Raw genomic sequence first — 25,599 nt, 5'->3', positions numbered from 1 at the left:
GCGCCTGCCTCCGGACGACACGCAGGTGTCCGAAAGGCCTTGGAGTGAGCCCTTGTGCTACTGGCGGCCCGAGTGGAGCGCCCTGCCGACCACGCGGCGCGCCCGCCGGTACACGGAGGACGGGGCCGCGACCGCCTTGGAGCCGGAGCGCGCCAGCTCCTGCTTGAGCTTGGCGTTGTCCGCGCTCAGCTTGCTGATCCGGTTCTGCAGGAAGCCGAACCGGGCCGCCATGGCGACGGGGTCGGCGTCGTTCCACGGGCGGATGCCGGCCGGGAAGGACAGCGAGCGCATGCGCTGGTCGAAGGCGGCTCCGCCGTCGCCGTGCGTGAAGGTGTTCTTCAGGCCGTTGCGGTCCAGGAAGCCGGTGAACCGCTCGAAGCGCTCGTGGTGGCCGCTGACCAGCGGGCCGAAGTCCGCCTGCGCGTACAGCTTCGCCGGGTCGACGTCCTCGCCCTTGCCGACCTCGTCGATCCGCTGGTGCGGGATGTCGAAGTACCGGCACAGCTCCAGGGTGCGGGAGTCGCTGCACAGCACGGTCGCGGGGGTGCCGGCCAGCAGCGCCGCGATGTTGCCGTGGATGCGGGAGCCGAAGGAGTAGTCGAACTCGCGCAGATCGTCGATCCAGGTGATCGGGTCGATGTAGACGCGGGCCTTGTCCTCCCGGTACATCGGGTGGTCCGGGTGCGTCGGCATCTCGGTGATCTTGCCGTTGGGGCCGGAGACGTCCCGCCAGTGCAGCTGGAGGGCGTCGCTGAGGTTCTGGCCTATGTAGCGCAGATGCGGGTAGCGCTCGTGCGCCCGCATGATGATCCGGTCCATGCCCTGGGTGCGGACCGCGCTGTGCGAGCCGTTGACGGCGACCCGGGACTCGGCGGTGAGCTCGGGGGCCCGCTTGGCGACGGTGAGGTCCTTGCCGTGCATGAACATCGACGGGCAGCCGATGACCTCGACGTCCTTGAAGCCCATGTCCTTGAGGTACTTCTCGGTGAACTCGCCGCGCACCCCGATCGAGGCGCTCCTGTCGAGCACCGCGGAGACGAACGCGCGCACGGCCGGCTCCATGGGCTTCAGCCGCGCCGGGTCGTAGGACAGCCCGGTCTGCGCGCCGACGCCCACCACGACCACGGGGATCTTCAGCCGGGTGATCAGCTGGGTCAGCCGGGTCAGCTGCGGCTCGAAGGAGGGCCGGAACGCGTTGGCGAGCGGCACGACGAAGGCGTCGTACTTCTCGTTGATCCTCCCCGCGGCCTGCACATTCGTCCGGATGCCGTTGGACACGACCTCGGTGCCCGGGACCTCCAGGATCTTGTGGGTGGCGTCGCTGAAGATCAGGTTGCCGGAGTTGGTGGCGATGACGTCGCGGTGGAGGGCTTCTTCCACGGGGACGACGTCGAAGGGGCTCTTCCCCGATCTGAGGAGGATGCGCCGTGAGGGAGGAACATTCGATGACACAAACGTCAGACTAAGTTTGATCGGCCGTTCATTTCTATAAGCATCCAGTACAACTTTTCGGTCATGCGCGAGGAGTGAGCGTGCGGTTACCGGCCCGCTGTCCGGGCAGTGGACCGGCGAGCGGCGGGCGGCACCCTTCGCGTAGATTGCCGGACAGTCGACGCGCGAGGGGACGGAACACCAGGTGACAGGCGTAAGGCAGGCCGTCGGCGAGGCCCGCAGGATCGTCGTCAAGGTGGGTTCCTCGTCCTTGACCACCGCCTCCGGAGGGCTCGACGCGGACCGGGTGGACGCCCTCGTGGACGTCCTCGCCAAGATCCGCAGCGGGGGAGAACGTGAGATTGTTCTCGTTTCCTCCGGCGCCATCGCGGCCGGTCTCGCCCCGCTCGGACTGCGCCGCCGGCCGCGGGACCTCGCCCGCCAGCAGGCCGCCGCCAGCGTCGGCCAGGGCCTGCTCGTCGCCCGCTACACCGCCTCCTTCGCCCGCTACGGCGTCCGCGTCGGCCAGGTGCTGCTCACCTCCGACGACATGAGCCGCCGCGCCCACCACCGCAACGCCTCCCGCACCCTCGACAAGCTCCTGGCGATGGGCGCCCTCCCGGTCGTCAACGAGAACGACACCGTCGCCACCGACGAGATCCGCTTCGGCGACAACGACCGGCTCGCCGCCCTCGTCGCCCACCTGGTCCGCGCCGACCTGCTGGTGCTGCTGTCGGACGTGGACGGCGTGTACGACGGCGACCCCAGCAAGCCCGGCACCTCCCGGATCGCGCAGGTGCGCGGACCCCAGGACCTCGCGGACGTGGAGATCGGCAGCACGGGCAAGGCCGGCGTCGGCACCGGCGGCATGGTCACCAAGGTCGAGGCCGCCCGGATCGCCGCCGCCGCGGGCATCCCGGTGGTGCTCACCAGCGCCGTCCACGCCGCCGAGGCGCTGTCCGGCGGGGACACCGGCACCTACTTCCACGCCACCGGCAAGCGGTCCGCCGACCGGCTGCTGTGGCTCCAGCACGCCTCCACCCCGCAGGGCGCGCTGACCCTGGACGACGGCGCGGTACGGGCGGTCGTGGACCGCCGCAAGTCGCTGCTGCCGGCCGGGATCGCCGCCGTGGAGGGCGAGTTCAGCGCGGGCGACCCGGTCGAGCTGCGCGACGGGACCGGGCGGGCGGTGGCCCGCGGCCTCGTCAGCTTCGACGCCAAGGAGATCCCCCAGCTCATCGGACGCTCCACACGCGAGCTGGCCCGCGAGCTCGGCCCGGCCTACGAACGCGAGGTCGTCCACCGGGACGATCTCGTCCTGCTGGAGCCCTGACCCGGCCTCCGTCCGAAAACGGGGTGAACGCCCCGGCAAAGGTGTCGCCCTGAGGTGGACGTTCCGCAAAAGTGCCACAGAACTGCTTGCGGACTGCTCAACTTTGTCTCAGGGACATTCCGTGCGAGCACTGCTCGACCGTGGGACGAAGGAGGCCGTCGTGAGACGAGTGCGCCCTGGGGCGGCGTCCGGCGGTGGAATCGGCGGTTCCTCCTCCCGGGCGGCCGGCGAGGAGCGCGCCCTGACCAGCGTCGCGACCGGCGAGCTGGCCGGGGGAGCGCAGCCGGCGGACCTGCCCCGGCTGTGGCACGTCACCCTCAGCGTCTCCGGCGAGGAGGCCCCGCTGACGGAGGTGCGGCGCGCCCTCGAACAGCTCGCCCACGACCACCCCTTCCTGCTGACCAGCCGCTACGCCCAGGACCACGCCGAGATCCGGTACTGGGAAGAGGCCCGCGACCTGCACGACGCGGCCGCCGTGGCGCTGCGCCTGTGGGGCGAGCACCGGCAGAGCGCCGGCCTGCCGCCCTGGGAAATCGTCGGCCTGGAGGTCATCGACCGGGAGACCTACCACCAGCGCATCGCCGAGGGATACGGCCCGCCGCCCGCCACCCCGGTGGGTGTGCACCCCTACTGACGCGCCGCGTCGAGCGCCCCTGGAGAACCCCTTTTGCGTGAGCTTCGGACGGCTTGTCTCGCGGTGTGGGACATCCCGCGAACCGGCCCGCCCCGCGCACTACGCTTCCCTCATGACCACGCTCTCGCCGTACGACTCGATGACCCCGGTCACCCAGGCCGCCTACCGCGCCAAGGCCGCCGCCGCCGACCTCGCGCCGCTGCCGCGGTCCGTCAAGGACGACGCGCTGCTCGCCATCGCGGACGCGCTGGAGGTCCGTACGAGCGAGATCGTCGACGCCAACGCCAAGGACGTCGCCGCCGCCCGCGAGGCCGGCACCAGCGAGGCGATCGTCGACCGGCTGACGCTCACCCCGGAGCGGGTGCGGGCCATCGCCTCCGACGTGCGGGACGTCGTCGCGCTGCCCGACCCGGTCGGCGAGGTGGTGCGCGGCTCGACCCTGCCCAACGGCATCGACCTGCGCCAGGTCCGCGTCCCGCTCGGCGTCGTCGGCATCATCTACGAGGCCCGCCCGAACGTGACGGTGGACGCCGCCGCCCTGTGCCTGAAGTCCGGCAACGCCGTCCTGCTGCGCGGCTCCGCCTCCGCCTACGAGTCCAACACCGCCCTCGTCCGGGTGATCCGGGACGCCGTCGGCGGTGCCGGACTGCCCGCCGACGCGGTCCAGCTGGTGCCGGGCCAGAGCCGGGAGAGCGTGCGCGAGCTGATGCGCGCCCGGGGCCTGGTCGACGTCCTCATCCCGCGCGGCGGCGCCTCGCTGATCCGGACGGTCGTCAACGAGTCCACGGTCCCGGTCATCGAGACCGGCACCGGCAACTGCCATGTGTACGTCGACGCGAACGCCGACCTCGACACGGCCGTCGCCGTCCTGATCAACTCCAAGGCCCACCGGGTCAGCGTCTGCAACGCCGCCGAGACCCTCCTGGTCCACCAGGACATCGCCCCCGAATTCATGCCCCGGGCGCTGGAGGCCCTCGCGGAGGCCGGGGTGACCGTGCACGCCGACGAGCGGGTGATGGCGTACGCCAAGGACTCCCGGGCGACCGTGGTGGAGGCCACCCCGGAGGACTGGGAGACGGAGTACCTCTCCTACGACATCGCCGCCGCCGTCGTGGACTCCCTCGACAAGGCGGTCGAGCACATCCGGCTGTGGACCTCCTGCCACACCGAGGCGATCGTGACGACCTCGCAGCAGGCCGCCCGCCGCTTCACCCAGCTGGTCGACTCCACCACCGTCGCGGTCAACGCCTCGACCCGCTTCACCGACGGCAGCCAGTTCGGCTTCGGCGCGGAGATCGGCATCTCCACCCAGAAGCTGCACGCCCGCGGCCCGATGGGCCTGCCGGAGCTGACCAGCACCAAGTACATCGTCACCGGCGACGGCCACGTGCGCCGCTGAACCACCGGGGCGCATATGCGGGGGGCACGCGCCCCCTGCCGTCTCACTGGGCGGATGAATTTCCGTACTCTCTGCCCAAATCGACCCCCCAGGTCTACTCTGGAGCCGTGCCGGAGGACGTGGGGGGTACGCCGTTTCCGGACGGCTGGGAGCCCGACGACGACCACGACCGCGGGGTGTCGGACGAAGAGTTCGCCTCCGTGGTCTTCGACGAGGCATTCGTCCAGGCGGCCAGGGTGCACGAGCCGACCGCCGTCGAGCGCCTGCTGGCCTCCGCCCAGGCCAGAGCGGAGGCCTCCGAGGCGGAGGCCCGCCGGACCCACGGCCGGGGCGAGCGCTACGACGGATACGGCGCCGACCGCCGGGGCCCCTTCGGCCGTGATCCCGACTACGACGACCCGGACGACACCGACGTCCTCGACGGCCGCTACGGCGCCCCGGGCACCTACGGCAAGCAGGTCCGCTGGCACCGTCCCGTCGCCTGGATACTCGCCCTCGTGATGGGCATCGGCATGGTCGCGCTGGCCTTCACGGCGGTGTACCGGGGCGCGTCCTCGAACAACCGGGACCGGGTCCCGCCGCCGGCCTCCACGGGACCGGAGCAGGGCGGCGCGGTGGCCCCCTCCGCCTCCGCCGACCACTCCCAGCCGGCCATCCCGGCCGAGCCGCGCACCCCCTGAACGGACCCCCGGCGAAATCCCGCCGTTTTTGGTGAGAACCTGTCAGAAGTTGGCGCAGAGCGGGGCGTTTGCCCGAGCTTCCGGAGACCTACCCTGAAGATATGGGAGGGCCTGGAGACCCCCCTGAGGGGACACCCGAGGGCGGACCCGCAGGGGGCGAGGAGGAGTACCGATCCGTCGTCTTCGACGAGTCGTTCGTCCGCGCTGCCCGGCTCCAGGAACTCTCCGCCCAGGAGCGCATCGACGATCACGCCCCCGCCGTACGCCGCCTGCCGCCCACGCGCCGCGGTCTGTCCCGGCAGGCGCTGATCCTGGTCCTGCTGATCGCCGTCGCCTTCGGCACCGCGATCTACATGGGGGTACGGCACCCCTACCAGGACGCGGCGAAGCCGGGGCCCGTCGAGCCGCTGCGGATGACCGTGATCCCACTCGCCCCGCAGGGCGAGGTGCCCGGCTCCACCGACACCGAGTCGCTGTACGCGCACAGCCCCGCCGCCCAGTACCGGATCGGCGCCGAGGGCGTCCCGCTGCCCGCCTCCCGGCCCACCGCGCACTTCTCGGACGGCCAGGTCGTGAACGCGCTCACCATCGCCAAGGACTACATCGTCCGCTCCGCGCTCTACCCCGAGGTCGTCGTCGGCGAACAGGTCCGGCCGGTGCGGGTGCTGCTCGACCCGGACCAGCTCGACCAGTTCGACCAGAGCTTCGACCACCCCACCGCGGACGGCCGGCACGCCCCGATCGGCTGGATGGTGCGCTTCGACCCGAACAGCGTGGAACTCGCCGACCGCAAGATCCGGGTCCAGGGCACGCTCACGGCCGCCGAGAGCGACGCGTCCACCCTGGAGGTCACCGCCGACCACACCTTCGTGTACGCGCTGCGGCCGGCCGGCGCCCCGGAGGCCGAGGCGTCCCTGTTCACCGTCCGGCGCGAGCTGCAGTTCCGCTTCGACCGCGACGACCTGCGCATGCGCCAGACCCAGCTGATCGTCTCCTACGTCCAGGCGGGCCCGCTGTCCTGCGCCGACGACTCGGCCAACCGGCTGCGCCCGCTGCTGGCCGGCCAGACCGCCAAGGCGGGCGGCCCGGCCGGCACCGACCCCTACGCCACGGGGAACGCGACGGCGCTGTGCGGCTCGCTCGCGGCGAGCGCCCAGCCGAGGGTGTGAGCGGCCGGCCGTTGCCGTGTGCGGCCCGTCGGCCTACTCGCCGTCCCGCGGCGGCGGAGGCGGGTCCGTGGGCGGCCGGTCCTCCGGCGCGGAGTTGGTGAAGCCCCCGAAGCCCCGGCGGACCCGGCCGCCGAGGTCGCCCGCCCCGCCCGCGATGTCCGTGACCAGCTTCATCAGCGGGTCCTTGGAGGACTTCACCTGCGTGGCGTAGTGCGTCGCCGAATCGCGCCAGGAGTCCGACACCGAGGTGTCCTTGTCCTCCGCGCGGCGCGGATAGTGGCCGTCCATGATCCGCTGGTAGTCCCGGGACTCGGCCCACCGCTTCAGCTCGGCCGCCCGGACCGTGGTGAAGGGGTGGGAGCGGGGCAGCACGTTCAGGATCTTCAGCACCGAGTCGCGCAGGTCGCCGCCCGCCTCGTACTCCTCGGCCTGCTTCAGGAACGCGTCCACGTTCATCTCGTGCAGGTGGTTGCCGCCCGCGATCTTCATCAGGCCGCGCATGGAGGCCGTCAGGTCCTGCCCGACCAGCAGCCCGGCCCGGTCCGCGGACAGCTCCGACTTGCGGAACCACTCGCGCAGCGCGGTCACGATCGCCATGATCGCAACGGTGCCGAGCGGGATCCAGGCGACCCGGATGGCGAGGTTGGTCAGGAACAGCAGGACCGTCCGGTACACGGAGTGCCCGGACAGCGCGTGCCCCACCTCGTGCCCGACGACCGCCCGCATCTCCTCCTCGTCGAGCAGCTCGACGAGCCCGGTCGTCACCACGATGATCGGCTCGTCCAGACCGATGCACATGGCGTTCGGCTGCGGGTCCTGGTTGACGTACATCGGCGGGACCTTCTCCAGGTCCAGGATGTGACAGGCGTCCCGCAGCATGTCGTCGAGGTGCGCGAACTGCTGGTCCGAGACCCGCACCGAGTCGGACAGGAACAGCAGCCGCAGGCTCCGCTCGGGCAGCAGCCCGCTCAGCGCCTTGAAGACCGTGTCGAAGCCGCTGAGCTTGCGCAGCGCCACCAGGGCGCTGCGGTCGGCCGGGTGCTCGTACGCACGCGAGGAGATCCCGGGGAAGCGCCTGCGCTGCCTGCTCGGCACGTGCTCGTGCCCCTCGTGCTGGTGGCCGTCGTCGGACATGTGGTCCCCCATGTGCGTCTGTGTGGCCGTGTGCGGCCCCTTCGGGCCCCGGGAGCAGGCTCCAGCCTAGGCGGAGTTGCCGTGGACGGGCAGTGGTGCTCAAGGAGCCGCGCGACCTGACCGCGTGGGTCCCGTTGCCGGGGTACACGTCGAAGGACGAGCGGGCCGCCGGATAAGTTGCCTCGCCGCGCGAGCGCCCCTGTCGCGGCGTGCGCCAACGGCGGAGTCGGCGTGAGCGGCGCGGAGCCGCCCGCTTACGATGGGCCGACATCTTTATCCCGCCCACACCCGAAGGTCCTGCCGAAGATGAGCTTCCCCAGCACCGCTGCCCAGTTGGTCACCCTCGCTGCCGAGGGCGGAGAGCACGGCGGCAACCACGAGAGCCTCGACCCCCTGGTGACGGGCGGCGCCGCGTTCGTCATCCTGATGCTGCTGCTGTGGATCACCACCCGCTTCAACCGCGACCGCTGAAGCCCGGCCCCGGGGGGTCTGGCGACCGTGGCCCGCGAGCCGGGCCGGTAGGGTCTGCTCGCATGGGAGAGCAGGACATGCCTACCGGCCCGGACAGCGGCCCGGCGAGCCCCGGCAAGCGCCGTCTCGGCGTCATGGGCGGAACGTTCGACCCGATCCACCACGGGCACCTGGTGGCGGCCAGTGAGGTCGCCGCGCAGTTCCACCTGGACGAGGTGGTGTTCGTGCCGACCGGGCAGCCGTGGCAGAAGAGCCACCGCGCCGTCTCCCCGGCCGAGGACCGCTACCTGATGACGGTCATCGCGACCGCCGAGAACCCGCAGTTCTCGGTGAGCCGGATCGACATCGACCGCGGCGGCCCGACCTACACCACGGACACGCTGCGCGACCTCAAGGCGCTCAACCCGGACACCGACCTCTTCTTCATCACCGGCGCCGACGCCCTCGGCCAGATCCTGACCTGGCGGGACACGGAAGAGCTGTTCGCCCTCGCGCACTTCATCGGGGTCACCCGGCCCGGCCACCACCTGGCCGACCCCGGGCTCCCGGAGGGCGGTGTCTCGCTCGTCGAGGTTCCCGCTCTGGCCATCTCCTCCACAGACTGCCGTGCGAGAGTCGCCAAGGGCGACCCGGTCTGGTATCTGGTGCCGGACGGAGTCGTGCGCTACATCGACAAGCGCGAGCTGTACCGCGGCGAGTGAGCCGAGAGGGGCACCGGTGAACGACCGATACGACGCGGGGTCCGCGGGGTACGGGGCCGAGCAGTACGAGATCGTCGGCTACGACGAGTACGGGCGGCCTGTCTACCAGCAGGTCCAGCAGTCGCAGCAGCCCCCTCAGCAGCCGTACGACCCCTACGCTCAGCAGGGGTACGGCTACGACCCGTACGCGACCGGTCAGCAGCAGCCGGTGCAGTCGTACGACCCCTACGGCCAGGCCGCGCCCTACGACCCCTACGGCCAGGCCGCGGCCGGCGGGCAGCAGCCCCGGGTCGCCGAGCAGACCGCCTACATCCCGCAGCAGGCCGGGCCCGTGGCGGAGCCGGAGGAGCCCGCGCGGGACCAGCGGGACTACCGCACCGAGCAGTTCGCCTTCGTGGAGGACCCCGAGGGGGACCCCGAGGACGTCATCGACTGGCTGAAGTTCACCGAGAACCGCACCGAGCGCCGCGAGGAGGCCCGGCGCCGGGCCCGCAGCCGGATCGTCGCGCTGGTCGTCGTGCTGGCGCTGTGCGCGGTCGGCGGGGTGGGCTACCTCTGGTACGCCGGGAAACTGCCCGGGCTCTCCTCCTCCGGCGACAAGACCGGCACCACGACCGCCGGCGGCGCCCAGAACCGCGATGTGGTCGTGGTGCACCTGCACGACACCAAGAGCGGCGACACCGCGACGGCGCTGCTCGTCGACAACACCACCACCCGGCAGGGCACCACCGTCCTGCTGCCCAACTCCCTCGCCCTGACCGGTGACGACGGCACCACCAGCACGCTGGCCAAGTCCGTCGAGGACGACGGCTCCACCGGCACCCGGGAGGCGCTCGACACGGTCCTCGGCACCGAGATCCAGGGCACCTGGCGGCTGGACACCCCCTACCTCCAGAACCTCGTCGACCTCGTCGGCAACATCGACATCGACACCAACACCGACGTGCCCGACCCGGCCGCCAAGTCCAAGGGCGCCGTCCCGCTGGTGAACAAGGGCGAGGCTCAGACCCTCAGCGGCAAGATGGCCGTCGCCTACGCCACCTACCGCGGATCCGGCGAGGAGCAGAACGCCCAGCTGGAGCGGTTCGGGCAGGTCATGCAGGGGGTGCTGCGCAAGCTGTCCTCGGACGCGCAGGCCGCCACGGTCACCGTGCAGACGCTCCAGCAGATCCTCGATCCGTCCATGACGGACAAGGACCTCGGCACCTTCCTCGCCGAGCTCGCCGACCTCGCCAAGGGCGGCGACTACCGGACCGCGCTGCTGCCGGTGCAGGAGGACGGGACCCTGAGCGCCGAGACCAGCGCGAGCGTGGTCAAGGACGTCCTCGGCGGCACCGCGAAGAGCCCCGACCAGGACGCGGCCGTCCGCGTCTCCGTGCAGAACGCCACCGGTGTGCAGGACAACACGGAGAAGGCCCGCGTGGTCCTGCTCAACGGCGGCTTCACCTTCCTGGAGGGCGGCACCGCCTCCGCCGCCCAGAGCGCCTCGAAGGTCCTCTACGCGGACGCCGCCGACAAGGAGAACGCCACCGAGGTCGCCAAGACCCTGGGGCTGCCCACCAGCGCGGTGGCCAAGGGCGAGATCACCTCGAACGCGAGCGTCTCGGTGATCCTGGGCCAGGACTACGAGCCGTCGTCGGCGTAGGCCGGTGGGCCCGGTGCGCGAACCATCACGTGGGGCGTCGTCGGCGGTCGTGAGACCCTTGAGTCCTATCGACCGCCGACCGAAAGCCTTGTAGTGACCGCCACTGACCGTTCCATCGAGCTCATCCACACGGCCGCCCAGGCTGCCGCCGACAAGCTCGCGCACGACATCATCGCCTACGACGTCAGCGACGTGCTGTCGATCACCGACGCCTTCCTGCTGGCCTCCGCGCCCAACGACCGCCAGGTCAAGTCGATCGTCGACGAGATCGAGGAGCGGCTGAACAAGGAGCTCGGCGCCAAGCCGGTCCGCCGCGAGGGCGACCGCGAGGCCCGCTGGGTCCTGCTCGACTACGTCGACATCGTCGTCCACGTCCAGCACAGCGAGGAGCGGGTCTTCTACGCCCTGGAGCGGCTGTGGAAGGACTGCCCCGAGCTGGCGCTGCCCGAGGACGCCAAGGCCACCCGCGGCAAGGCCGAGGAGCACGCCAAGCTCCGGGCGGAGGAGGACGCCGCCGAGCTGGGAGGGCTCGGGTGAGCGCCTCCGCCGACGCCAGGCGGGGCCGCCGCGTCATCCTGTGGCGGCACGGACAGACCTCGTGGAACGTGGAGCGCCGCTTCCAGGGCACCACGGACGTGGCCCTCACCGAGGAGGGCATCGGCCAGGCCCGCCGGGCCGCCCGGCTGCTCGCCTCGCTCAAGCCCGACGCGATCGTCGCCTCCGACCTCCGGCGTGCCGCGCACACGGCCGCCGAGCTGGCCGCGCTCACCGGCCTGGACGTGACCCACGAGGAGGGCCTGCGCGAGACCTACGCGGGCGTCTGGCAGGGACTCACGCACGACGAGATCATCGCCCGGCACGGCGAGGAGTACGCCGCGTGGAAGCGCGGGGAGCCGGTCCGCCGCGGCGGTGGCGAACTGGAGACCGAGGTCGCCGACCGGGCCGCCCCGGTGGTGCTGCGGCATGCCGAGAAGCTGCCCGACGACGGCACCCTCGTGGTGGTCAGCCACGGCGGCACGATCCGCACCACCATCGGCCGGCTGCTCGGCCTGGAGGCGCAGCACTGGGAAAGCCTCGGCGGCCTCTCCAACTGCTGCTGGTCCGTCCTCGGCGAGGGCGCCCGCGGCTGGCGGCTGCTGGAGCACAACGCAGGCACGCTGCCGGAGCCGGTGCTCGGCGACGACGACTGACCCCGGATTTCACTTTCCGGCAGGTCGCAGGCTAAAGTTCTTCTTGTTCGCCCGGCCCGAGCAGGGAGAACGCGAGGGGCTATAGCTCAGTTGGTAGAGCGCCTGCATGGCATGCAGGAGGTCAGGAGTTCAATTCTCCTTAGCTCCACAGATCGACTTCGACGATCAGGATCCCATCCCCTCCGGGGGGTGGGATTTTTCGTGCACACTGATCCCGAACGGGCTTGAGTCACTTGGGACCGACCAGGCGTATACCTCTGTGGAGGCGCCCTGTGTCCCGACTGGTACTGAGGCGTCGCTGACCGTATTGGCCCGGCCGTGGCAGAATCAAACGGCCGGAAGGGGGCGCGGCCCGACGGGAGGGAGCAGTGATGCCTGCGAGCATCCTCGAAGAGGGCGGTCGCCCCTTCGACGCACGCTGGACACGGGACACGGTCACCCGCCTCAGCTGCCCTTCCTGCGGTTCCGTCCATGTCGCCCAGGTGCTCGGTGACAACGGCGGGATTTCCTACGTGTGCACGGCCTGCGGCCACAGCTGGAGCTGATCGATGGGTGCACACAGGCGAAAGTGTGACTGGTGCGGCAGCGGAACGCCGATCGTCCGCGACATGGAACCGGTCAATCCGGACTATCAGTACTGGTGCGAGGAGTGCGCGCGGGCGCTGATCATAAAAGGCGACCCGATCGAGACGTACCGCGAACTCGAGGGTGAGCCGATCTACGGCCGTCTTCTCGAGGAGCACTGCACGCTCAAGCGTTTCTACTCCTTCGTCACGGCCTGACGCCGGCCGGGGTCGCGCACCGTGACCCCGGCGAGCACGAGGAACAGGCAGCCGGCGGCCCCGTACGGCGCGGACAGGATCAACTCTCCGGTGTCCTGCTGGAGTTCGGGGCGCCCCCGGCCGTGCGGCACCCACCACAGGGTGTACGAGCTGAAGACGAGCAGCCCGGCCGCGGTGGCGGCTCGGTACGCGTGCGTGCCGAGGAGCACCACGAGCGGCACGCACCACACCCAGTGGTGGGACCAGGACACGGGGCTGATCAGCAGGGCGGTCACCGCGCACGCCGTGACCGCCCAGGCGTGCTCCCCGCGCAGTTCCGCCGTCACCGCCACGGCGAGCCCTCCCGCGGCCACCAGGGCCGCCGAGGCGACCCAGGGGGCGCCGGGCTCCGGGGTGTGCAGCAGGCGCGCCAGGACACCGCGCAGCGCCTGGTTGGCGGTCTCCTCGGGGTGGCCGACCCGGCCCGCCTCGAACACCATGCGGGTCCAGAACCGCCAGGAGTCCCGGGGCAGGACGGCGGCCGTCACGAGCGTGACCGAGGTGAACGCGACGGCCGCCCCGCGCGCGTGCCGCAGCCAGGGGCCGCCGCGGCCGCCCGTGACGTGCGCGGCCACGCCGGTGGCGAGCAGGAACACCGCGAACAGCGCGGGAGTGAGCTTGACCGCGGCGGCGAGGCCGATGCCGACGCCGGCCCAGCGGTCGCCGGGGCGGCGGGTCAGGTCCCACAGCACCAGGACCGCGAGCAGCAGGTTGATCTGGCCGTAGCGCAGGGTCGTCCACACCGGCTCGCACCACACGGCGACCGCGGCGATCCACCAGGTGCTGCCCCCGCGCGCGTGGCCCACGAGGCGCAGGGACAGCCGTACGAACACCACCAGGAGGGCGAGGTTCCCGGCCGTGCCCAGGGTGCGCATGCCCGCCACGTCGAGGAGGGTGAGCGGGGTGAACATCAGGGCCGCGAACGGCGGGTAGGTGGTGGGCAGTCGGGCCGCCGTCGCCCGCAGCGCGTAGAGGTCGCCTCCCTCGCGTACCGTCGCGCCCTCGGCCCGGTAGACCATCAGATCGATCATCGAGACGTCCGCGGTGCGCTGGGCCAGCCAGAACGCCGCGAAGGAGAGGACGCAGGTCCCCAGGGCGACCGGTGTCCGGCGGTGGACTGCGGAGAGCGCGAGCACGGTCACGGAAGCCGACATTAGCGGCCGTACCGGCCTGGAACGGAAACGATTTGGTGGTGCACCGGGTCGACCGGTAATGTTGGCGTCGCCGCCAGGGAAACCGGGCGGACCAGAACACGGGGCTATAGCTCAGTTGGTAGAGCGCCTGCATGGCATGCAGGAGGTCAGGAGTTCAATTCTCCTTAGCTCCACTTGTGCGAGGGCGACTTGTGTCCGCGGAAAGCGCGGACCGGGTCGCCCTCGTCGTTTTCTGCGCGGCTGCGCCGCGCGCGGCGGGGGCTGCGCCACCCGCACCCCCAGGAGGGGCCACCGGAGTTCGGGGTGGCCCCTCCTGGGTTCAGCGGCCCAGGGCGCGGCGGCCGCGGCCCTGGGAGAGGACCGGGAGGTTGTTGCGGGTGGGGGCGCGCTCCGTCTGGTCCTCCAGGCGCAGGGCGAGCGCGGGGCAGCGGCGGACCGCGCGCAGCGCCTTCGCCTCGGCGTAGCGCGGCACTTGGGCCTGGGCGACGGTGGGGAAGCCGTCGGCGCCGAGTTCGAAGACCTCGGGGAGGATGTCCGCGCACAGGCCGTGCCCGCGGCACAGCGTCCAGTCGACGTAGATCTTCTGGCGGCTGGGGCCGTTGGTGCCGGACTCGCCGCCGGGGATGCCGGTCGGTGCCCTGCCCTCCGCGAAGAGCGGCAGCACGCCCTCCACGGGCCGTCCGCAGCCGTTGCCGAGGACATGGGCGGCGAGGTCGTCGGTGAACGCCTTGATGGTCGACTCCAGGAACATCGCCGAGCCGTCCGGGTGCGAACACGCGCCGCGCCGCTTCACGTTCTTCGCGACCTGCTTGAGCGCTTCGAGGGCGGCGGGCCCGCCGCCATTGAGGATGTCCTCCAGGCCGCGCGCCGCGGCCGGCAGACCGAGGTAGCAGGGGCCGCACTGGCCCGCGCTCTCCTCGGCCAGCCACTGCGCCACCCGCAGCGACTCGCCCAGCGGGCAGGTGTTCTGGGTGATCGGCAGGATCGCGCCCGCGCCGAGCGAACCGCCCACCGCGTCCAGGGAGTTGCGCGAGACGATCGCCTCGTTGACCGCCGCCGCGTCGATCCACTTGCCGTGGTAGCCGCCGGTCAGCACGCCCTGCGGCACCGGCGGGGCGCCGGCGAGCTGGAGGACGTAGCGCAGCGGGACGCCCGTGGGGACCTCGATCACCATCGGGCGGGCGACCGCGCCGGACACCGTCAGCATGACGGTGCCGGGCTCGTCGTACAGGCCGGTGTTGCCGTAGCGCTCCGGGCCGATGCGGGCGGCGATGGCGAGTTGGGCGAAGGTCTCGGCGTTCGACAGCAGGGTGGGCGCGCCGCCGACGCCGCTCTGGGATGCGCTGATCTTGCGGCCGGGCGGGATCGCCGGGCCGCCGTCGATGGACCGGACCAGCGACGCCGCCGCTCCGGTGACCATCCGTACCGGATTGCGCTGCACGCGGGCGCGCAGCGCGGACCGGCGGCCGTTGCTGAGACCGCGTTCGGCGAGCGCGGCCTCCATGGAGCGCTGGGTCGACTCACGGGTGACGCCCACCACGAGCGTGCGGGCACCCAGCGCCTCGGCGGCCAGCAGCGCGCCGTCCAGGATGAGATGCGGGGCCCGGTTGATGAGCACCGTGTCCTTGCGGCAGGCCGGTTCGTCCTCGCTGCCGTTGACGACGACGACCGGCCTGACGCCGCGCTTGATCGCCGATTCGGCGACCGAGCGCAGCTTCTTGTGGAAGGGGAAGCCCGCGCCGCCGCGGCCCTTCAGACTGATGCGTTCGGCGAGCTGCGCGAGCTGCTCGCCGCCCATCGGTTCGAGCGGCCCGTGCACCTTGAGGTGCATGGGCAGATCGAGTCGTTCGACAAGGTCGAAGCCCGACGTGAGCTGGGGAAGACCGACCACGCGGACTTCTGGTACGTCGGGCAGGGCCTCGTTCACCTATAGCCTCCGGAAGGCATGTTCCAAGGTTCGCCCGGACCCGGTGCGTCGAAGGACTCACCGGAGGGTGGTTCATTGGCGGGACCGCTGTTGTACGTGTCATTGGGGTTGTACGTGCCGTAGAGGGTGTTCGACTCAGCGGTGTCGTACACATCACTTCCGCCGTACCCGCCGACGCCCGGATTGCCATAGGCCGGGATGTTGTATCCGGTGTCATTGAGGGGGTCGTAGGACGACGGGGGCGCCTCGCCGACGGGCGGGGGCGAGGGGATCGGCCAGCTTCCGGAGGTGCTGGAGCCGCCGTCCATGCGCGGCAGCGCCTCGGTGGGCTGCAGGTCCGGCGGCAGGTCCATCCGCGCTGTCGGGTCGGCGGTGAAGGACTGCTGGGGGCGCGGGGGTGTGTTCACGGCGCGGTAGGCGGCCGCGAAGCCGTTCGCCGGTTCGGGGACGGGGGGCGCGGTCCGCCGGGGCTCGTAGCCGGGGAGCGCGGCGGACTCGGTGACCCGGGCCCGGCTCGCGTCCAGGTCCTCGCGCGCCGAGCGCTCCGCGGTGGTCCCCAGGATCTCGGCGATCTTGTCGGCGACCCGGCGCTTGACGGGGCGGGGCGCCGCGCGCAGCGCCAGTGCGGCGCCGACGCCGACCAGGCACAGGCAGTACAGGAAGACGAAGACCGGCTTGGCCGCGCGGCCCGCGTACAGGCCGTGCACCAGGGCCGCGCACCAGGCCGGGTAGGCCAGCATGTGCATGGCCCGCCAGCGGGCGGCGACGGGGGCGGGGGAGGCGAAGGCGCCGCGCAGGGCGCCGGTGATGCCCACGAAGATCATCAGCAGCCCGGCCAGGGAGCCGAGCCCGACCAGGCCCTCGGGACCGGTGAAGCCGAGCGAGAAGGGGATCACGGCGGCGATCAGCTCGGTGTGGTCGAGCGCGACCTCGGTCGTGATGTGCAGCAGCAGGAAGGCGATCGCGGCGACCGCCGTCGTGCGGTGCACGGCCTGGCCGATGATCCGCTGGCGGGTGTTCAGGAAGATCCGGTCCTGGGCCACCAGGCCCCAGATCACCGAGCAGCTCAGCGAGACGAGGGACAGCACGCCCGCGCCGAAGTTCAGGAATTCGCGGAATCTGTCACCTCCGACCAGCACGACCACGGGTATGAGCAGCAGAACGACCGCCGTCGCCGCCCCGTAGGCCGAGCGGCCGGGCTGGGGAAGCGAGGTGGTACTACGTCGAGGGTTCATGGGGGCAACTCCGAGCAGTTCGGTAAAGCGGTCCCGCTGCCGCACTCTAAGTGGCTCCCTACAGGGCAGTACGCCATTTGAGTTATTGCGTTGTTATCAATGAGGGGTGCGGGGCCGGTGTTGTCCTGCTAGGGGCCCTTACGCCGGGTAATGATTGAACCTTGTTCAGTTTTTCCGAATCTTCACAAGCGGCTCCGGGGTGTCCGGCGGCCTCGCGGCCTCCCGGAAGCCCGTCGCGACCCGCTCGACGCCTGCGGTACCCTGACGCCATGCGTGCCGTACGCCTTCTGCTTAGCGAGCCGCGCTGATCAGCCCCGGCCACCGTCGGATCGAGTGGCCGGAATCGGCGCGGCGTCCCCTCCTGTGCGAGGGGATTTTTCGTTTCCAGGAATGTCACAGCGCCGGCAGAGACGATCGATGGAGCTTTGAGGATCATGAGCGAGACGAACCCCGCTGCCGCTGCTGAGGCGGCCGCGCCGCACCGCTACACGGCCGCCATGGCCGCGGAGATCGAGGCACGCTGGCAGGACTTCTGGGACGCCGAGGGCACCTACGCGGCGCCGAACCCGAGCGGTGACCTGGCCGGGGATCCCGCGCTGGTCGCCAAGCCCAAGAAGTTCATCATGGACATGTTCCCGTATCCCTCCGGTGCGGGCCTGCACGTCGGCCACCCCCTGGGCTACATCGCCACCGATGTATTCGCCCGGTTCCAGCGGATGACCGGCCACAACGTCCTGCACACCCTGGGCTTCGACGCCTTCGGCCTGCCCGCCGAGCAGTACGCCGTGCAGACCGGCACGCACCCGCGCGTGTCCACCGAGGCCAACATCGAGAACATGAAGGTCCAGCTGCGCCGGCTGGGCCTGGGCCACGACAAGCGCCGGTCGTTCGCCACGATCGACCCGGACTACTACAAGTGGACCCAGTGGATCTTCCTGCAGATCTTCAACTCCTGGTACGACGAGGAGGCGCGCCGGGCCCGCCCGATCGCGGACCTGGTCGCCCAGTTCGACAGCGGTGAGCGCGCGGTGCCCGGCGGGCGCTCCTGGGCCGGGCTGAGCGCCACCGAGCGCGCCGACCTGCTGGGCGAGTACCGCCTGGCCTACGCCTCCGACGCGCCGGTCAACTGGTGCCCCGGCCTGGGCACCGTGCTGGCCAACGAGGAGGTCACCGCCGACGGCCGCTCCGAGCGCGGCAACTTCCCCGTCTTCAAGGCCGAGCTGCGCCAGTGGAACATGCGCATCACCGCCTACGCCGACCGGCTGCTGGACGACCTGGAGGAGCTGGACTGGCCCGAGGCCATCAAGCTCCAGCAGCGCAACTGGATCGGCCGCTCCGAGGGCGCCCGCGTCGACTTCCCGATCGACGGCGAGCGCATCACCGTCTTCACCACGCGTCCCGACACCCTGTTCGGCGCGACCTACATGGTGCTGGCGCCCGAGCACCCGCTGGTCGAGAAGTTCACGCCGACCGCCTGGCCCGAGGGCACGCACGACGTGTGGACCGGCGGCCACGCCACCCCGGCCGAGGCCGTCGCCGCCTACCGCGCGCAGGCCGCCTCGAAGTCCGACGTCGAGCGCCAGGCCGAGGCCAAGGACAAGACCGGCGTCTTCATCGGCGCGTACGCCACCAACCCGGTCAACGGCGAGCAGGTGCCGGTCTTCATCGCCGACTACGTGCTGATGGGCTACGGCACCGGCGCGATCATGGCCGTACCGGGGCACGACAGCCGTGACTTCGAGTTCGCGCGCGCCTTCGAACTGCCGATCCGCTGCGTGGTCGAGCCGACCGACGGCCGCGGCACGGACCCCGCCGCCTGGGACGCGGCCTTCGTCTCGCACGACGCGAAGATCGTGAACTCCGCCGGAGCGGACGTCTCCCTGGACGGCCTGGGCGTCGTCGAGGCCAAGGCACGCATCACCGAGTGGCTGGAGCGCACCGGCGCCGGCGAGGGCACCGTCAACTTCCGCCTGCGCGACTGGCTGTTCAGCCGCCAGCGCTACTGGGGCGAGCCCTTCCCGATCGTCTACGACGAGGAGGGCATCGCGCACGCCCTGCCCGAGTCGATGCTGCCGCTGGAGCTGCCGGAGGTCGAGGACTACTCCCCGCGCACCTTCGACCCGGACGACGCCGACACCCAGCCCGAGACGCCCCTGTCGCGCAACGAGGACTGGGTGAACGTCACCCTGGACCTGGGCGACGGGCGCGGCCCCCGCACGTACCGCCGCGAGACCAACACCATGCCCAACTGGGCCGGTTCCTGCTGGTACGAGCTGCGGTACCTGGACCCGCACAACTCCGAGCAGCTGGTCGGCCCGGAGATCGAGCGGTACTGGATGGGCCCGCGCGAGGGACAGCCGCACGGCGGTGTCGACCTGTACGTCGGCGGCGCCGAGCACGCGGTGCTGCACCTGCTGTACGCGCGCTTCTGGTCCAAGGTCCTGTTCGACCTGGGGCACGTCTCCTCGGCCGAGCCGTTCCACAAGCTGTTCAACCAGGGCATGATCCAGGCCTACGTCTACCGGGACGCGCGCGGGATCGCCGTACCGGCCGCCGAGGTGGAGGAGCGCGACGGCTCCTACTACTACCAGGGCGAGCAGGTCTCCCGGCTGCTGGGCAAGATGGGCAAGTCCCTGAAGAACGCGGTCACTCCGGACGAGATCTGCGCCGAGTACGGCGCCGACACCCTGCGCCTGTACGAGATGGCGATGGGCCCGCTGGACGTCTCGCGGCCGTGGGACACGCGCGCGGTGGTGGGCCAGTTCCGGCTGCTGCAGCGGCTGTGGCGCAATGTCGTCGACGAGGCGACCGGTGAGGTGACCGTCGTCGACGCCGAGCCCGACGAGGACACGCTGCGCGCGCTGCACAAGGCGATCGACGGGGTGCGCGGTGACCTGGAGGGCATGCGGTTCAACACCGCGATCGCCAAGGTCACCGAGTTGAACAACCACCTGACCAAGGCGGGCGGCGCGGTGCCGCGGTCGGTCGCCGAGGCGCTGGTGCTGCTGGTCGCCCCGCTCGCCCCGCACATCGCCGAGGAGCTGTGGCGCAAGCTGGGCCACGAGGACTCCGTGGTGCACCGGGACTTCCCGGTGGCCGACCCGGCGTACGTCGTCGACGAGACGGTGACCTGTGTCGTGCAGATCAAGGGCAAGGTCAAGGCCCGGCTGGAGGTCGCGCCGTCCATCTCCGAGGAGGAGCTGGAGAAGGTGGCGCTGGCCGACGACAAGGTCGTGGCGGCGCTGGACGGCGCCGGGATCCGGAAGGTGATCGTGCGGGCGCCGAAGCTGGTGAACATCGTCACGGCGTAGCCGGGCGCGCGCGCCCGTTCACGGTCTTCACCGCGAACGCCGTGCGGACGCTGCCTCCGGGTCGTCCCCTACGGGCAGGTTCGGGGTTCATCTGGAACTCCGGGCCTGCCCGCTGCGTTTACCGTGGAGAGCAGCGCGGCGAGTGGTGTCGCGGAACCGAGGAGGAGCATCGTGGAAGCAGTGATCGCAGTCGTGGCCCTGCTCTTCGTGCTCCTCGTGGTGCTCGGCGCCTACGCCACGGTGAAGGCGGTCGGCGCCGCCAAGCGCGGTGTGGACCGCACGATCACCCAGGCCCGCCGCACGGTCGAGGACCACACCCTGCGCGCCAAGTCCTTCGCCCAGATCGGCCCGGCGGGCGAACTGGCCCAGCTGCGGCTGAAACTGCGCACCTCGATGCGCGCCACCCAGGACGCGCTGCGCGCGGGCGTGGCCGAGGACGAGTCCCTGAAGGAGTCCCTCGGTCTCTTCGAGCGGCTCAGCGCCCACGGCCACGAACTGGACGACGAGTTGCGGCGCCTGGAGAGCGAGCCGGACCGGACGACCCTCGCCGAGCGGCTGCCGGACCTGCGCGAGCGCACCGAGCGCATCGTCAAGTCGGCGGACGCGCTGCGGTGGGCGGCCCGCGACCGGGCCCGCCGCTTCGCCGACGACGAGCTGGACTCGCTGAGCGCGCAGATCGACATGGAGGCCGGTGCCCTGCGGCACTGGACCACCGAGGAGACGCCCGCCACCACTCCGCCGCCGTGGCCCGAGGCGCCCGCCGCCGAAGCGCCGGCCGCGCAGCAGACCTGGCCGGAGGGTTCCCGGCAGCGGACGGCCGAGGAGCCGACGCGAGCGGCCATCACCCCGCCGGACCCGCGTCCGGCCTACCCCTGGCAGCAGAAGAAGCCCCGCCCCGAGAGCACCACCTGATCCGGCCACGGCCGCGCAGGTGAAAGGGGTCGGACTGCCGCCCGGGCGCTACGCCAGGTAACCTCCAGCTCATGTCCCGCCATGTCGCGATCGTCACCGATTCAACGGCCTACCTGCCGCCACGGACGATGGAGCGCCACGGCATCACAGCGGTGCCCCTGACCGTGGTCCTCGGGGACCAGGCGCTGGACGAGGGCACCGAGATCTCGACCCGTTCCCTGGCCCAGGCGCTGCAGAAACGGCGTTCCGTCACCACCTCGCGCCCCAGCCCCGAGCGGTTCGCCGAGACCTACCGCGAGGTCGCGGAGTCCGGCGCCACCGGCATCGTCTCGCTGCATCTGTCCGCCGAGCTGTCGGGCACCTACGACGCCGCGGTGCTCGCCGCCCGGGAGGCGCCGGTGCCGGTGCGGGTGGTGGACACCGGGATGATCGCGATGGCGCTCGGCTTCTGCGCGGTCGCCGCGGCGCAGGTCGCGGAGTCGGGCGGCACGGTGGACGAGGCGGTCATGACCGCGGAGAAGCGGGCGGCGGGCACCTCCGCCTACTTCTACGTCGACACGCTCGACTATCTGCGCCGAGGTGGCCGGATCGGAGCGGCCCAGGCGCTGCTCGGCTCGGCGCTCGCGGTGAAGCCGCTGCTGCAGCTGAACGGCGGCCGTATCGAGCCCCTGGAGAAGGTGCGGACGGCGTCGAAGGCCATCGCCCGGCTGGAGGAGATCGTCGCGGACCGGGCCGGCGGCGCACAGGTCGACATCGCCGTGCACCATCTCGCCGCCCCCGACCGGGCGTCGGCGCTGGCGGACCGGCTGCGGACGCGGGTGCGGGGGCTTGCGGATCTGCATGTGAGCGAGGTGGGGGCGGTGATCGGGGCGCATACCGGGCCCGGGTTGCTGGGGGTCGTGGTCTCGCCTCGGTGAGGGGTGGTCTCACCCACACGGGTGAGGGAGTTGTCCACAACCGGTGTGCTGTCCCCGGGAATTGAGCAAGATCATCGCTGATTTCCGAAGTGCCCCATTCTCGGGACATGGCACTTCGATCACCTACTCGCACCGCCGCCGCGGCCAGTGGACCGGGCCGCGGCCCCCGTTCCGATGTCCGCGCCCGTCACCACCGCACCCGCTCGCGAGGCCGCGCCCGGCACCGCCATGCCCCCGCCGAGGAACTCCGCCGGCGTGCGGAGCTGCTCTTCGGTGAACGGGCCCTGGAGGAAAGGGAGTCGGACAAGGGGCCTCCGCCGGAGGAGGGCGAGGGCGGCCCGGACCCGGGCGCGCCCGGCGCCGATGCGACCGAGGACTGGCGGGGGCGTGCCGGCCTCGCGCTGCGGGAGCGGCTGCCGGTGTGGATGCAGGCCCGGTGCGGTCTCGAGCGGCGCAGCCTCCTCGCGCTCACCGTGCTGCTGGTCGTCGCCGCGGGCTTCGCGGTGCAGCACTTCTGGGCCGGGCGGACGCAGGACGTGCGGGCGCCCGAGGTGGTGCGGGCCGCCTCCTACGCGGCGGGGGAGGAGAGCGCCGAACCGGGAGCCGGCCTCGTCGGCGCGTCCGCCGGGACCGAGATCGTGGTGGACGTCAGCGGCAAGGTGCGCGAACCGGGCATCCACCGGCTGCCGCCGGGCTCCCGGGTCGACGACGCCCTGCGCGCGGCGGGCGGGGTGCGGCCCGGCACGAGTACGGCAGGGCTGAACCGGGCGCGCTTCCTGGTGGACGGCGAACAGGTCGTCGTGGGCGTGCCCGCCCCGGCGCCGGGTGCGGCCGGACCGGTGCAAGGCGGTGTTCCGGTGCCCGGTGCGGCCTCAGCCGCCCCGGTTTCCCTCAACACGGCCACGGCCGAGCAGCTCGACACCCTGCCCGGCGTCGGACCGGTCCTGGCCCAGCACATCATCGACCACCGCACCCGCAACGGCGGTTTCCGCTCCGTGGCGGAACTGCGCGAGGTCAACGGCATCGGCGAGCGCCGCTTCGCCGACCTGCGGAACCTCGTACGGCCATGACGGGCGCCCCCGAGGCCGCACGCCCCGAGGTGCACGCGGCCTCCGGAAGACGGCTCGGCGCGTCCCACCCGCGCCAGGAAGGACCGACGGATCTTCGACTCGTACCGCCCGCGCTGGCGGCCTGGGCGACAGCGGCGCTGATGCTGACCGCACCGGCCGGATGGAGCGCCGGGGTGGTGGCCGGGGCCCTGTGTCCGGCCCTCGTGCTCCTGTGGGCGCGACGGCCGGCCCGGACCGGCGTGCCGGTCGCCGCGGTCCTGCTCTGTGTCGCCGCGGCCGCCGCCTCCGCCGGGCTGCACGGCGCCGATCTGCGGCGCGGACCGGTGCCGGAACTTGCCCGGGAGTACGCCACGGTGACCGCGGAGGTGGAGCTCACCTCCGATCCCCGGCTCACCCGGCCCCGGGTCAGCGGGGACCGGACGCGTCCGGCCGCCGTGCTGGTCAACGCCGAGGTGCGGCGGGTGGCGGCCGAGGGCCGGGCGGCGGCGGTGACGCGGACGCCGGTGCTGGTGGTCGTGGAGGCGTCCGCGGGGTCGCCCTGGCTGCGGTTGCTGCCGTCCACCCGGCTGCGGGTGAGCGCGCGGTCGGCACCGCCGCTGACGGGCGGTGACCGGATCGCGGCCGTGCTGCGGGTGCGGGGCGAGGCGGCGCCGGAGGTCGTGGAGCCGGCGTCGGCGGCACAGCGCTTCGCCGGGAGGCTGCGGGCCGGACTGCGGGAGGCGACCGACGGACTGCCGGCGGACGCGCGGGCGCTGCTGCCGGGCCTGGTCGTCGGGGACACCTCACGGATCACCCCGGAACTGGACGAGGCGTTCAAGGAGACCGACCTCGCGCACACGCTCGCGGTCTCCGGGAGCAACCTCACCATCGTTCTCGTGCTGCTCATCGGGCCGCCGGGCACGGCCCGCCTCGCGGAGCGGCGGGGGCTCGCGCCCCGGCTCGGGCTGTCCCTGCGGGCCACCGCGGTGTGCGGCGGGGCGCTCACGCTCGCCTTCGTGGTGGTGTGCAGACCGGACCCGAGCGTGCTGCGCGCCGCGGCCTGCGGGGCCGTGGTGCTGCTCGCCCTGGCGACCGGGCGCCGCCGGTCCCTGGTGCCCGCGCTGGCGACGGCCGTCCTGCTGCTGGTGCTCTTCGACCCCTGGCTGGCCCGCAGTCACGGGTTCCTGCTCTCGGTCCTGGCCACCGGGGCGCTGCTGACGCTGGCACCGCGCTGGAGTGCCGCGTTGCGGCGGCGCGGGGTCGGGCCGCGGTGGGCCGAGGCGGTGGCGGCAGCGGCGGCCGCGCAGGCGGTGTGCGCACCGGTCGTGGTGGTGCTGTCGGCCCGGGTGAGCCTGGTGGCGGTGCCGTGCAATCTGCTGGCGGAGATCGCGGTCGCGCCGGCCACGGTCCTCGGGTTCGCCGCGCTGGCGACCGCCCCGGTGGCGATGCCGGTGGCCAAGGCGCTGGCGTGGTGCGCGAGTTGGCCCGCGGGATGGATCGCCGGCATCGCCCGTACCGGGGCGGCGCTGCCCGGTGCGGGGATCGACTGGCCGGGCGGCTGGGCCGGGGCGGGGCTGCTGGCCCTGGTCACGGTGGCCGTGCTGCTCGCCGGGTGGCGGTTGTGGCGGCACCCCTGGTGGTGCGGGGCGGCTGCGGTGCTGCTGGTGCTGGCCGTGGTGCAGCCGCCGCCCCTGGTCCGGGTGATCAGCGGCTGGCCCCCGCCGGGCTGGCGGCTGGTGATGTGCGATGTGGGACAGGGGGACGCGCTGGTGCTCGCGGCCGGTGCGGGCACCGGGGTGGTGGTGGACGCCGGACCGGACCCGGAACTCGTCGACCGCTGTCTGCGCACGCTGGGCATCACCCGGATCCCGCTGGTCGTGCTCACCCACTTCCACGCCGACCATGTGGCGGGCCTGCCCGGGGTGCTGCGCGGCCGGGCCGTGGGAGGGATCGGGACGAGCGGTTGCCAGGAGCCGGAGGAGCAGGCGGAGTTCGTCCGGAGGCTGGCCGCGGCGCGGGGCGTCCCGGTGACCCGGGCCGTGGCCGGGGAGCGGCGGCGGACCGGCGCGCTGTCCTGGGAGGTGCTGTGGCCGCCGCCGGCTGCGGTGCCGGGAACGGAAGGGCCGAACGACGCCAGTGTCACCCTGCTCGCGGAAGTGGCGGGGGTGCGGTTCCTGCTGCTGGGGGACCTCGAACCGCCGGCCCAGCGGGCGCTGCTGAGATCGCCGGCGGGCGGGCTGCTGGGCGGGGTGGATGTGCTGAAGGTGGCCCATCACGGCTCGGCGTACCAGGACCCGGACCTGATGCGCAGGGCGGCGCCGAGGCTGGCGCTCATCTCCGCGGGGGAGGGCAATTCATACGGGCATCCGGCCCCCGGCACGGTCGCCGCGCTGCGGGCGCAGGGGGCGGTGGTGCTGCGGACGGACGAGGACGGGGCGCTGGCGGTGGTCGGTGCGGGCGGGGAGTTGCGGGTGGCGGGAGACTGA

Annotated in this window: 22 protein-coding genes and 2 tRNA genes; 19 read left to right on the top strand and 5 right to left on the bottom strand. The window is 72.3% G+C overall.

Translation table 11 applies throughout. The features are described 5' to 3' along the window. Positions 1-57 precede the first annotated feature (57 nt). A complete protein-coding gene (locus ACWD1Z_RS29285) occupies positions 58-1,452 on the bottom strand; it encodes a polysaccharide pyruvyl transferase family protein (RefSeq protein ID WP_451122614.1) in 1,395 nt (464 codons plus the stop codon). A gap of 184 nt (positions 1,453-1,636) precedes the next feature. On the opposite strand from ACWD1Z_RS29285, the gene proB reads away from it, so the two are divergent. The 5 genes from proB to ACWD1Z_RS29260 all read left to right on the top strand — a co-directional run bounded on the left by proB (position 1,637) and on the right by ACWD1Z_RS29260 (position 6,646). After that, a complete protein-coding gene (gene proB / locus ACWD1Z_RS29280) occupies positions 1,637-2,764 on the top strand; it encodes a glutamate 5-kinase (RefSeq protein ID WP_451122612.1) in 1,128 nt (375 codons plus the stop codon). 169 nt (positions 2,765-2,933) lie between these two features. Further along, positions 2,934-3,398: a hypothetical protein gene (locus ACWD1Z_RS29275; protein WP_451122635.1), complete on the top strand. Its 465-nt coding sequence runs from the start codon at positions 2,934-2,936 to the stop codon at positions 3,396-3,398. 112 nt (positions 3,399-3,510) lie between these two features. Further along, on the top strand, positions 3,511-4,797 hold the full coding sequence (locus tag ACWD1Z_RS29270; protein ID WP_451122610.1) for a glutamate-5-semialdehyde dehydrogenase: 1,287 nt from the start codon (positions 3,511-3,513) through the stop codon (positions 4,795-4,797). Positions 4,798-4,904: 107 nt separating this feature from the next. Continuing rightward, positions 4,905-5,477, top strand: a complete 573-nt coding sequence (locus tag ACWD1Z_RS29265; protein ID WP_451122608.1) for an SCO2584 family spore wall biosynthesis protein — start codon at positions 4,905-4,907, stop codon at positions 5,475-5,477. A gap of 101 nt (positions 5,478-5,578) precedes the next feature. Then, the gene (locus tag ACWD1Z_RS29260; protein ID WP_451122606.1) at positions 5,579-6,646 is read left to right on the top strand and encodes an SCO2583 family membrane protein; all 1,068 of its coding nucleotides are present in this window, start codon (positions 5,579-5,581) and stop codon (positions 6,644-6,646) included. 33 nt (positions 6,647-6,679) lie between these two features. On the opposite strand, the gene ACWD1Z_RS29255 is transcribed toward ACWD1Z_RS29260, so the two are convergent. Further along, positions 6,680-7,780, bottom strand: coding sequence for a M48 family metallopeptidase (locus ACWD1Z_RS29255; RefSeq protein ID WP_451122604.1), 1,101 nt, complete (start codon positions 7,778-7,780; stop codon positions 6,680-6,682). Positions 7,781-8,086: 306 nt separating this feature from the next. Between ACWD1Z_RS29255 and ACWD1Z_RS29250 the strand changes: the two genes are divergently transcribed. From ACWD1Z_RS29250 to ACWD1Z_RS29215, 8 genes are all read left to right on the top strand, one after another. Next, a complete protein-coding gene (locus ACWD1Z_RS29250; RefSeq protein WP_351983746.1) occupies positions 8,087-8,251 on the top strand; it encodes a hypothetical protein in 165 nt (54 codons plus the stop codon). 62 nt (positions 8,252-8,313) lie between these two features. Next, on the top strand, positions 8,314-8,952 hold the full coding sequence (gene nadD / locus ACWD1Z_RS29245) for a nicotinate-nucleotide adenylyltransferase (protein WP_451122602.1): 639 nt from the start codon (positions 8,314-8,316) through the stop codon (positions 8,950-8,952). A gap of 16 nt (positions 8,953-8,968) precedes the next feature. After that, complete coding sequence (locus ACWD1Z_RS29240; protein ID WP_451122600.1) at positions 8,969-10,597, top strand: LCP family protein; 1,629 nt, start codon at positions 8,969-8,971, stop codon at positions 10,595-10,597. 93 nt (positions 10,598-10,690) lie between these two features. Continuing rightward, on the top strand, positions 10,691-11,134 hold the full coding sequence (gene rsfS / locus ACWD1Z_RS29235) for a ribosome silencing factor (protein ID WP_389416066.1): 444 nt from the start codon (positions 10,691-10,693) through the stop codon (positions 11,132-11,134). Continuing rightward, on the top strand, positions 11,131-11,787 hold the full coding sequence (locus ACWD1Z_RS29230; protein ID WP_451122597.1) for a histidine phosphatase family protein: 657 nt from the start codon (positions 11,131-11,133) through the stop codon (positions 11,785-11,787). The genes rsfS and ACWD1Z_RS29230 overlap by 4 nt, the downstream gene beginning before the upstream one ends. Before the next feature lie 75 nt (positions 11,788-11,862). Beyond that, positions 11,863-11,935 (top strand) — tRNA-Ala (locus tag ACWD1Z_RS29225). A gap of 223 nt (positions 11,936-12,158) precedes the next feature. After that, positions 12,159-12,332 (top strand): hypothetical protein, encoded by a 174-nt coding sequence (locus ACWD1Z_RS29220; protein ID WP_389416068.1) that lies wholly within the window; start codon positions 12,159-12,161, stop codon positions 12,330-12,332. 3 nt (positions 12,333-12,335) lie between these two features. Beyond that, on the top strand, positions 12,336-12,569 hold the full coding sequence (locus ACWD1Z_RS29215; protein ID WP_003976229.1) for a hypothetical protein: 234 nt from the start codon (positions 12,336-12,338) through the stop codon (positions 12,567-12,569). Here the strand turns inward: ACWD1Z_RS29215 and ACWD1Z_RS29210 are convergent. Then, a complete protein-coding gene (locus ACWD1Z_RS29210) occupies positions 12,548-13,762 on the bottom strand; it encodes a glycosyltransferase 87 family protein (RefSeq protein WP_451122595.1) in 1,215 nt (404 codons plus the stop codon). The two genes, ACWD1Z_RS29215 and ACWD1Z_RS29210, sit on opposite strands and share 22 nt — an antisense overlap. 100 nt (positions 13,763-13,862) lie before the next feature. Here ACWD1Z_RS29210 and ACWD1Z_RS29205 point away from each other — a divergent pair. Next, a tRNA-Ala gene (locus tag ACWD1Z_RS29205) sits at positions 13,863-13,935 on the top strand. Positions 13,936-14,081: 146 nt separating this feature from the next. On the opposite strand, the gene ACWD1Z_RS29200 is transcribed toward ACWD1Z_RS29205, so the two are convergent. Continuing rightward, positions 14,082-15,689, bottom strand: a complete 1,608-nt coding sequence (locus tag ACWD1Z_RS29200) for an NADH-ubiquinone oxidoreductase-F iron-sulfur binding region domain-containing protein (protein ID WP_451122593.1) — start codon at positions 15,687-15,689, stop codon at positions 14,082-14,084. Beyond that, positions 15,686-16,924, bottom strand: a complete 1,239-nt coding sequence (locus tag ACWD1Z_RS29195; RefSeq protein WP_451122591.1) for a cytochrome b/b6 domain-containing protein — start codon at positions 16,922-16,924, stop codon at positions 15,686-15,688. The genes ACWD1Z_RS29200 and ACWD1Z_RS29195 overlap by 4 nt, the downstream gene beginning before the upstream one ends. A gap of 434 nt (positions 16,925-17,358) precedes the next feature. Between ACWD1Z_RS29195 and leuS the strand changes: the two genes are divergently transcribed. From leuS to ACWD1Z_RS29170, 5 genes are all read left to right on the top strand, one after another. Next, positions 17,359-20,235 (top strand): leucine--tRNA ligase, encoded by a 2,877-nt coding sequence (gene leuS / locus ACWD1Z_RS29190; RefSeq protein WP_451122589.1) that lies wholly within the window; start codon positions 17,359-17,361, stop codon positions 20,233-20,235. 171 nt (positions 20,236-20,406) lie between these two features. After that, on the top strand, positions 20,407-21,147 hold the full coding sequence (locus ACWD1Z_RS29185) for a hypothetical protein (protein WP_451122587.1): 741 nt from the start codon (positions 20,407-20,409) through the stop codon (positions 21,145-21,147). A 71-nt stretch (positions 21,148-21,218) separates the two neighbouring features. Next, positions 21,219-22,064 carry a DegV family protein gene (locus ACWD1Z_RS29180; RefSeq protein WP_451122585.1) on the top strand — a complete coding sequence of 282 codons (846 nt, stop codon included), beginning with the start codon at positions 21,219-21,221 and terminating at the stop codon, positions 22,062-22,064. A gap of 107 nt (positions 22,065-22,171) precedes the next feature. Beyond that, complete coding sequence (locus ACWD1Z_RS29175; RefSeq protein ID WP_451122583.1) at positions 22,172-23,134, top strand: helix-hairpin-helix domain-containing protein; 963 nt, start codon at positions 22,172-22,174, stop codon at positions 23,132-23,134. Then, complete coding sequence (locus tag ACWD1Z_RS29170; RefSeq protein WP_451122581.1) at positions 23,131-25,599, top strand: ComEC/Rec2 family competence protein; 2,469 nt, start codon at positions 23,131-23,133, stop codon at positions 25,597-25,599. Before ACWD1Z_RS29175 ends, ACWD1Z_RS29170 begins: the two co-directional genes overlap by 4 nt.

The sequence above is a fragment of the Streptomyces sp. NPDC002784 genome, from assembly GCF_053592135.1.
This window is presented reverse-complemented; position numbering and strand designations above follow the sequence as displayed.

Coding starts and splice junctions, on each gene's coding strand:
- ACWD1Z_RS29270 (WP_451122610.1), top strand. CDS start 3,511: ATGACCACGCTCTCGCCGTACGACTCGATGACCCCGGTCACCCAGGCC.
- ACWD1Z_RS29260 (WP_451122606.1), top strand. CDS start 5,579: ATGGGAGGGCCTGGAGACCCCCCTGAGGGGACACCCGAGGGCGGACCC.
- ACWD1Z_RS29255 (WP_451122604.1), bottom strand. CDS start 7,780: ATGTCCGACGACGGCCACCAGCACGAGGGGCACGAGCACGTGCCGAGC.
- ACWD1Z_RS29250 (WP_351983746.1), top strand. CDS start 8,087: ATGAGCTTCCCCAGCACCGCTGCCCAGTTGGTCACCCTCGCTGCCGAG.
- nadD (WP_451122602.1), top strand. CDS start 8,314: ATGGGAGAGCAGGACATGCCTACCGGCCCGGACAGCGGCCCGGCGAGC.
- ACWD1Z_RS29220 (WP_389416068.1), top strand. CDS start 12,159: ATGCCTGCGAGCATCCTCGAAGAGGGCGGTCGCCCCTTCGACGCACGC.
- ACWD1Z_RS29215 (WP_003976229.1), top strand. CDS start 12,336: ATGGGTGCACACAGGCGAAAGTGTGACTGGTGCGGCAGCGGAACGCCG.
- ACWD1Z_RS29210 (WP_451122595.1), bottom strand. CDS start 13,762: ATGTCGGCTTCCGTGACCGTGCTCGCGCTCTCCGCAGTCCACCGCCGG.
- ACWD1Z_RS29195 (WP_451122591.1), bottom strand. CDS start 16,924: ATGAACCCTCGACGTAGTACCACCTCGCTTCCCCAGCCCGGCCGCTCG.
- leuS (WP_451122589.1), top strand. CDS start 17,359: ATGAGCGAGACGAACCCCGCTGCCGCTGCTGAGGCGGCCGCGCCGCAC.
- ACWD1Z_RS29180 (WP_451122585.1), top strand. CDS start 21,219: ATGTCCCGCCATGTCGCGATCGTCACCGATTCAACGGCCTACCTGCCG.
- ACWD1Z_RS29175 (WP_451122583.1), top strand. CDS start 22,172: ATGGCACTTCGATCACCTACTCGCACCGCCGCCGCGGCCAGTGGACCG.
- ACWD1Z_RS29170 (WP_451122581.1), top strand. CDS start 23,131: ATGACGGGCGCCCCCGAGGCCGCACGCCCCGAGGTGCACGCGGCCTCC.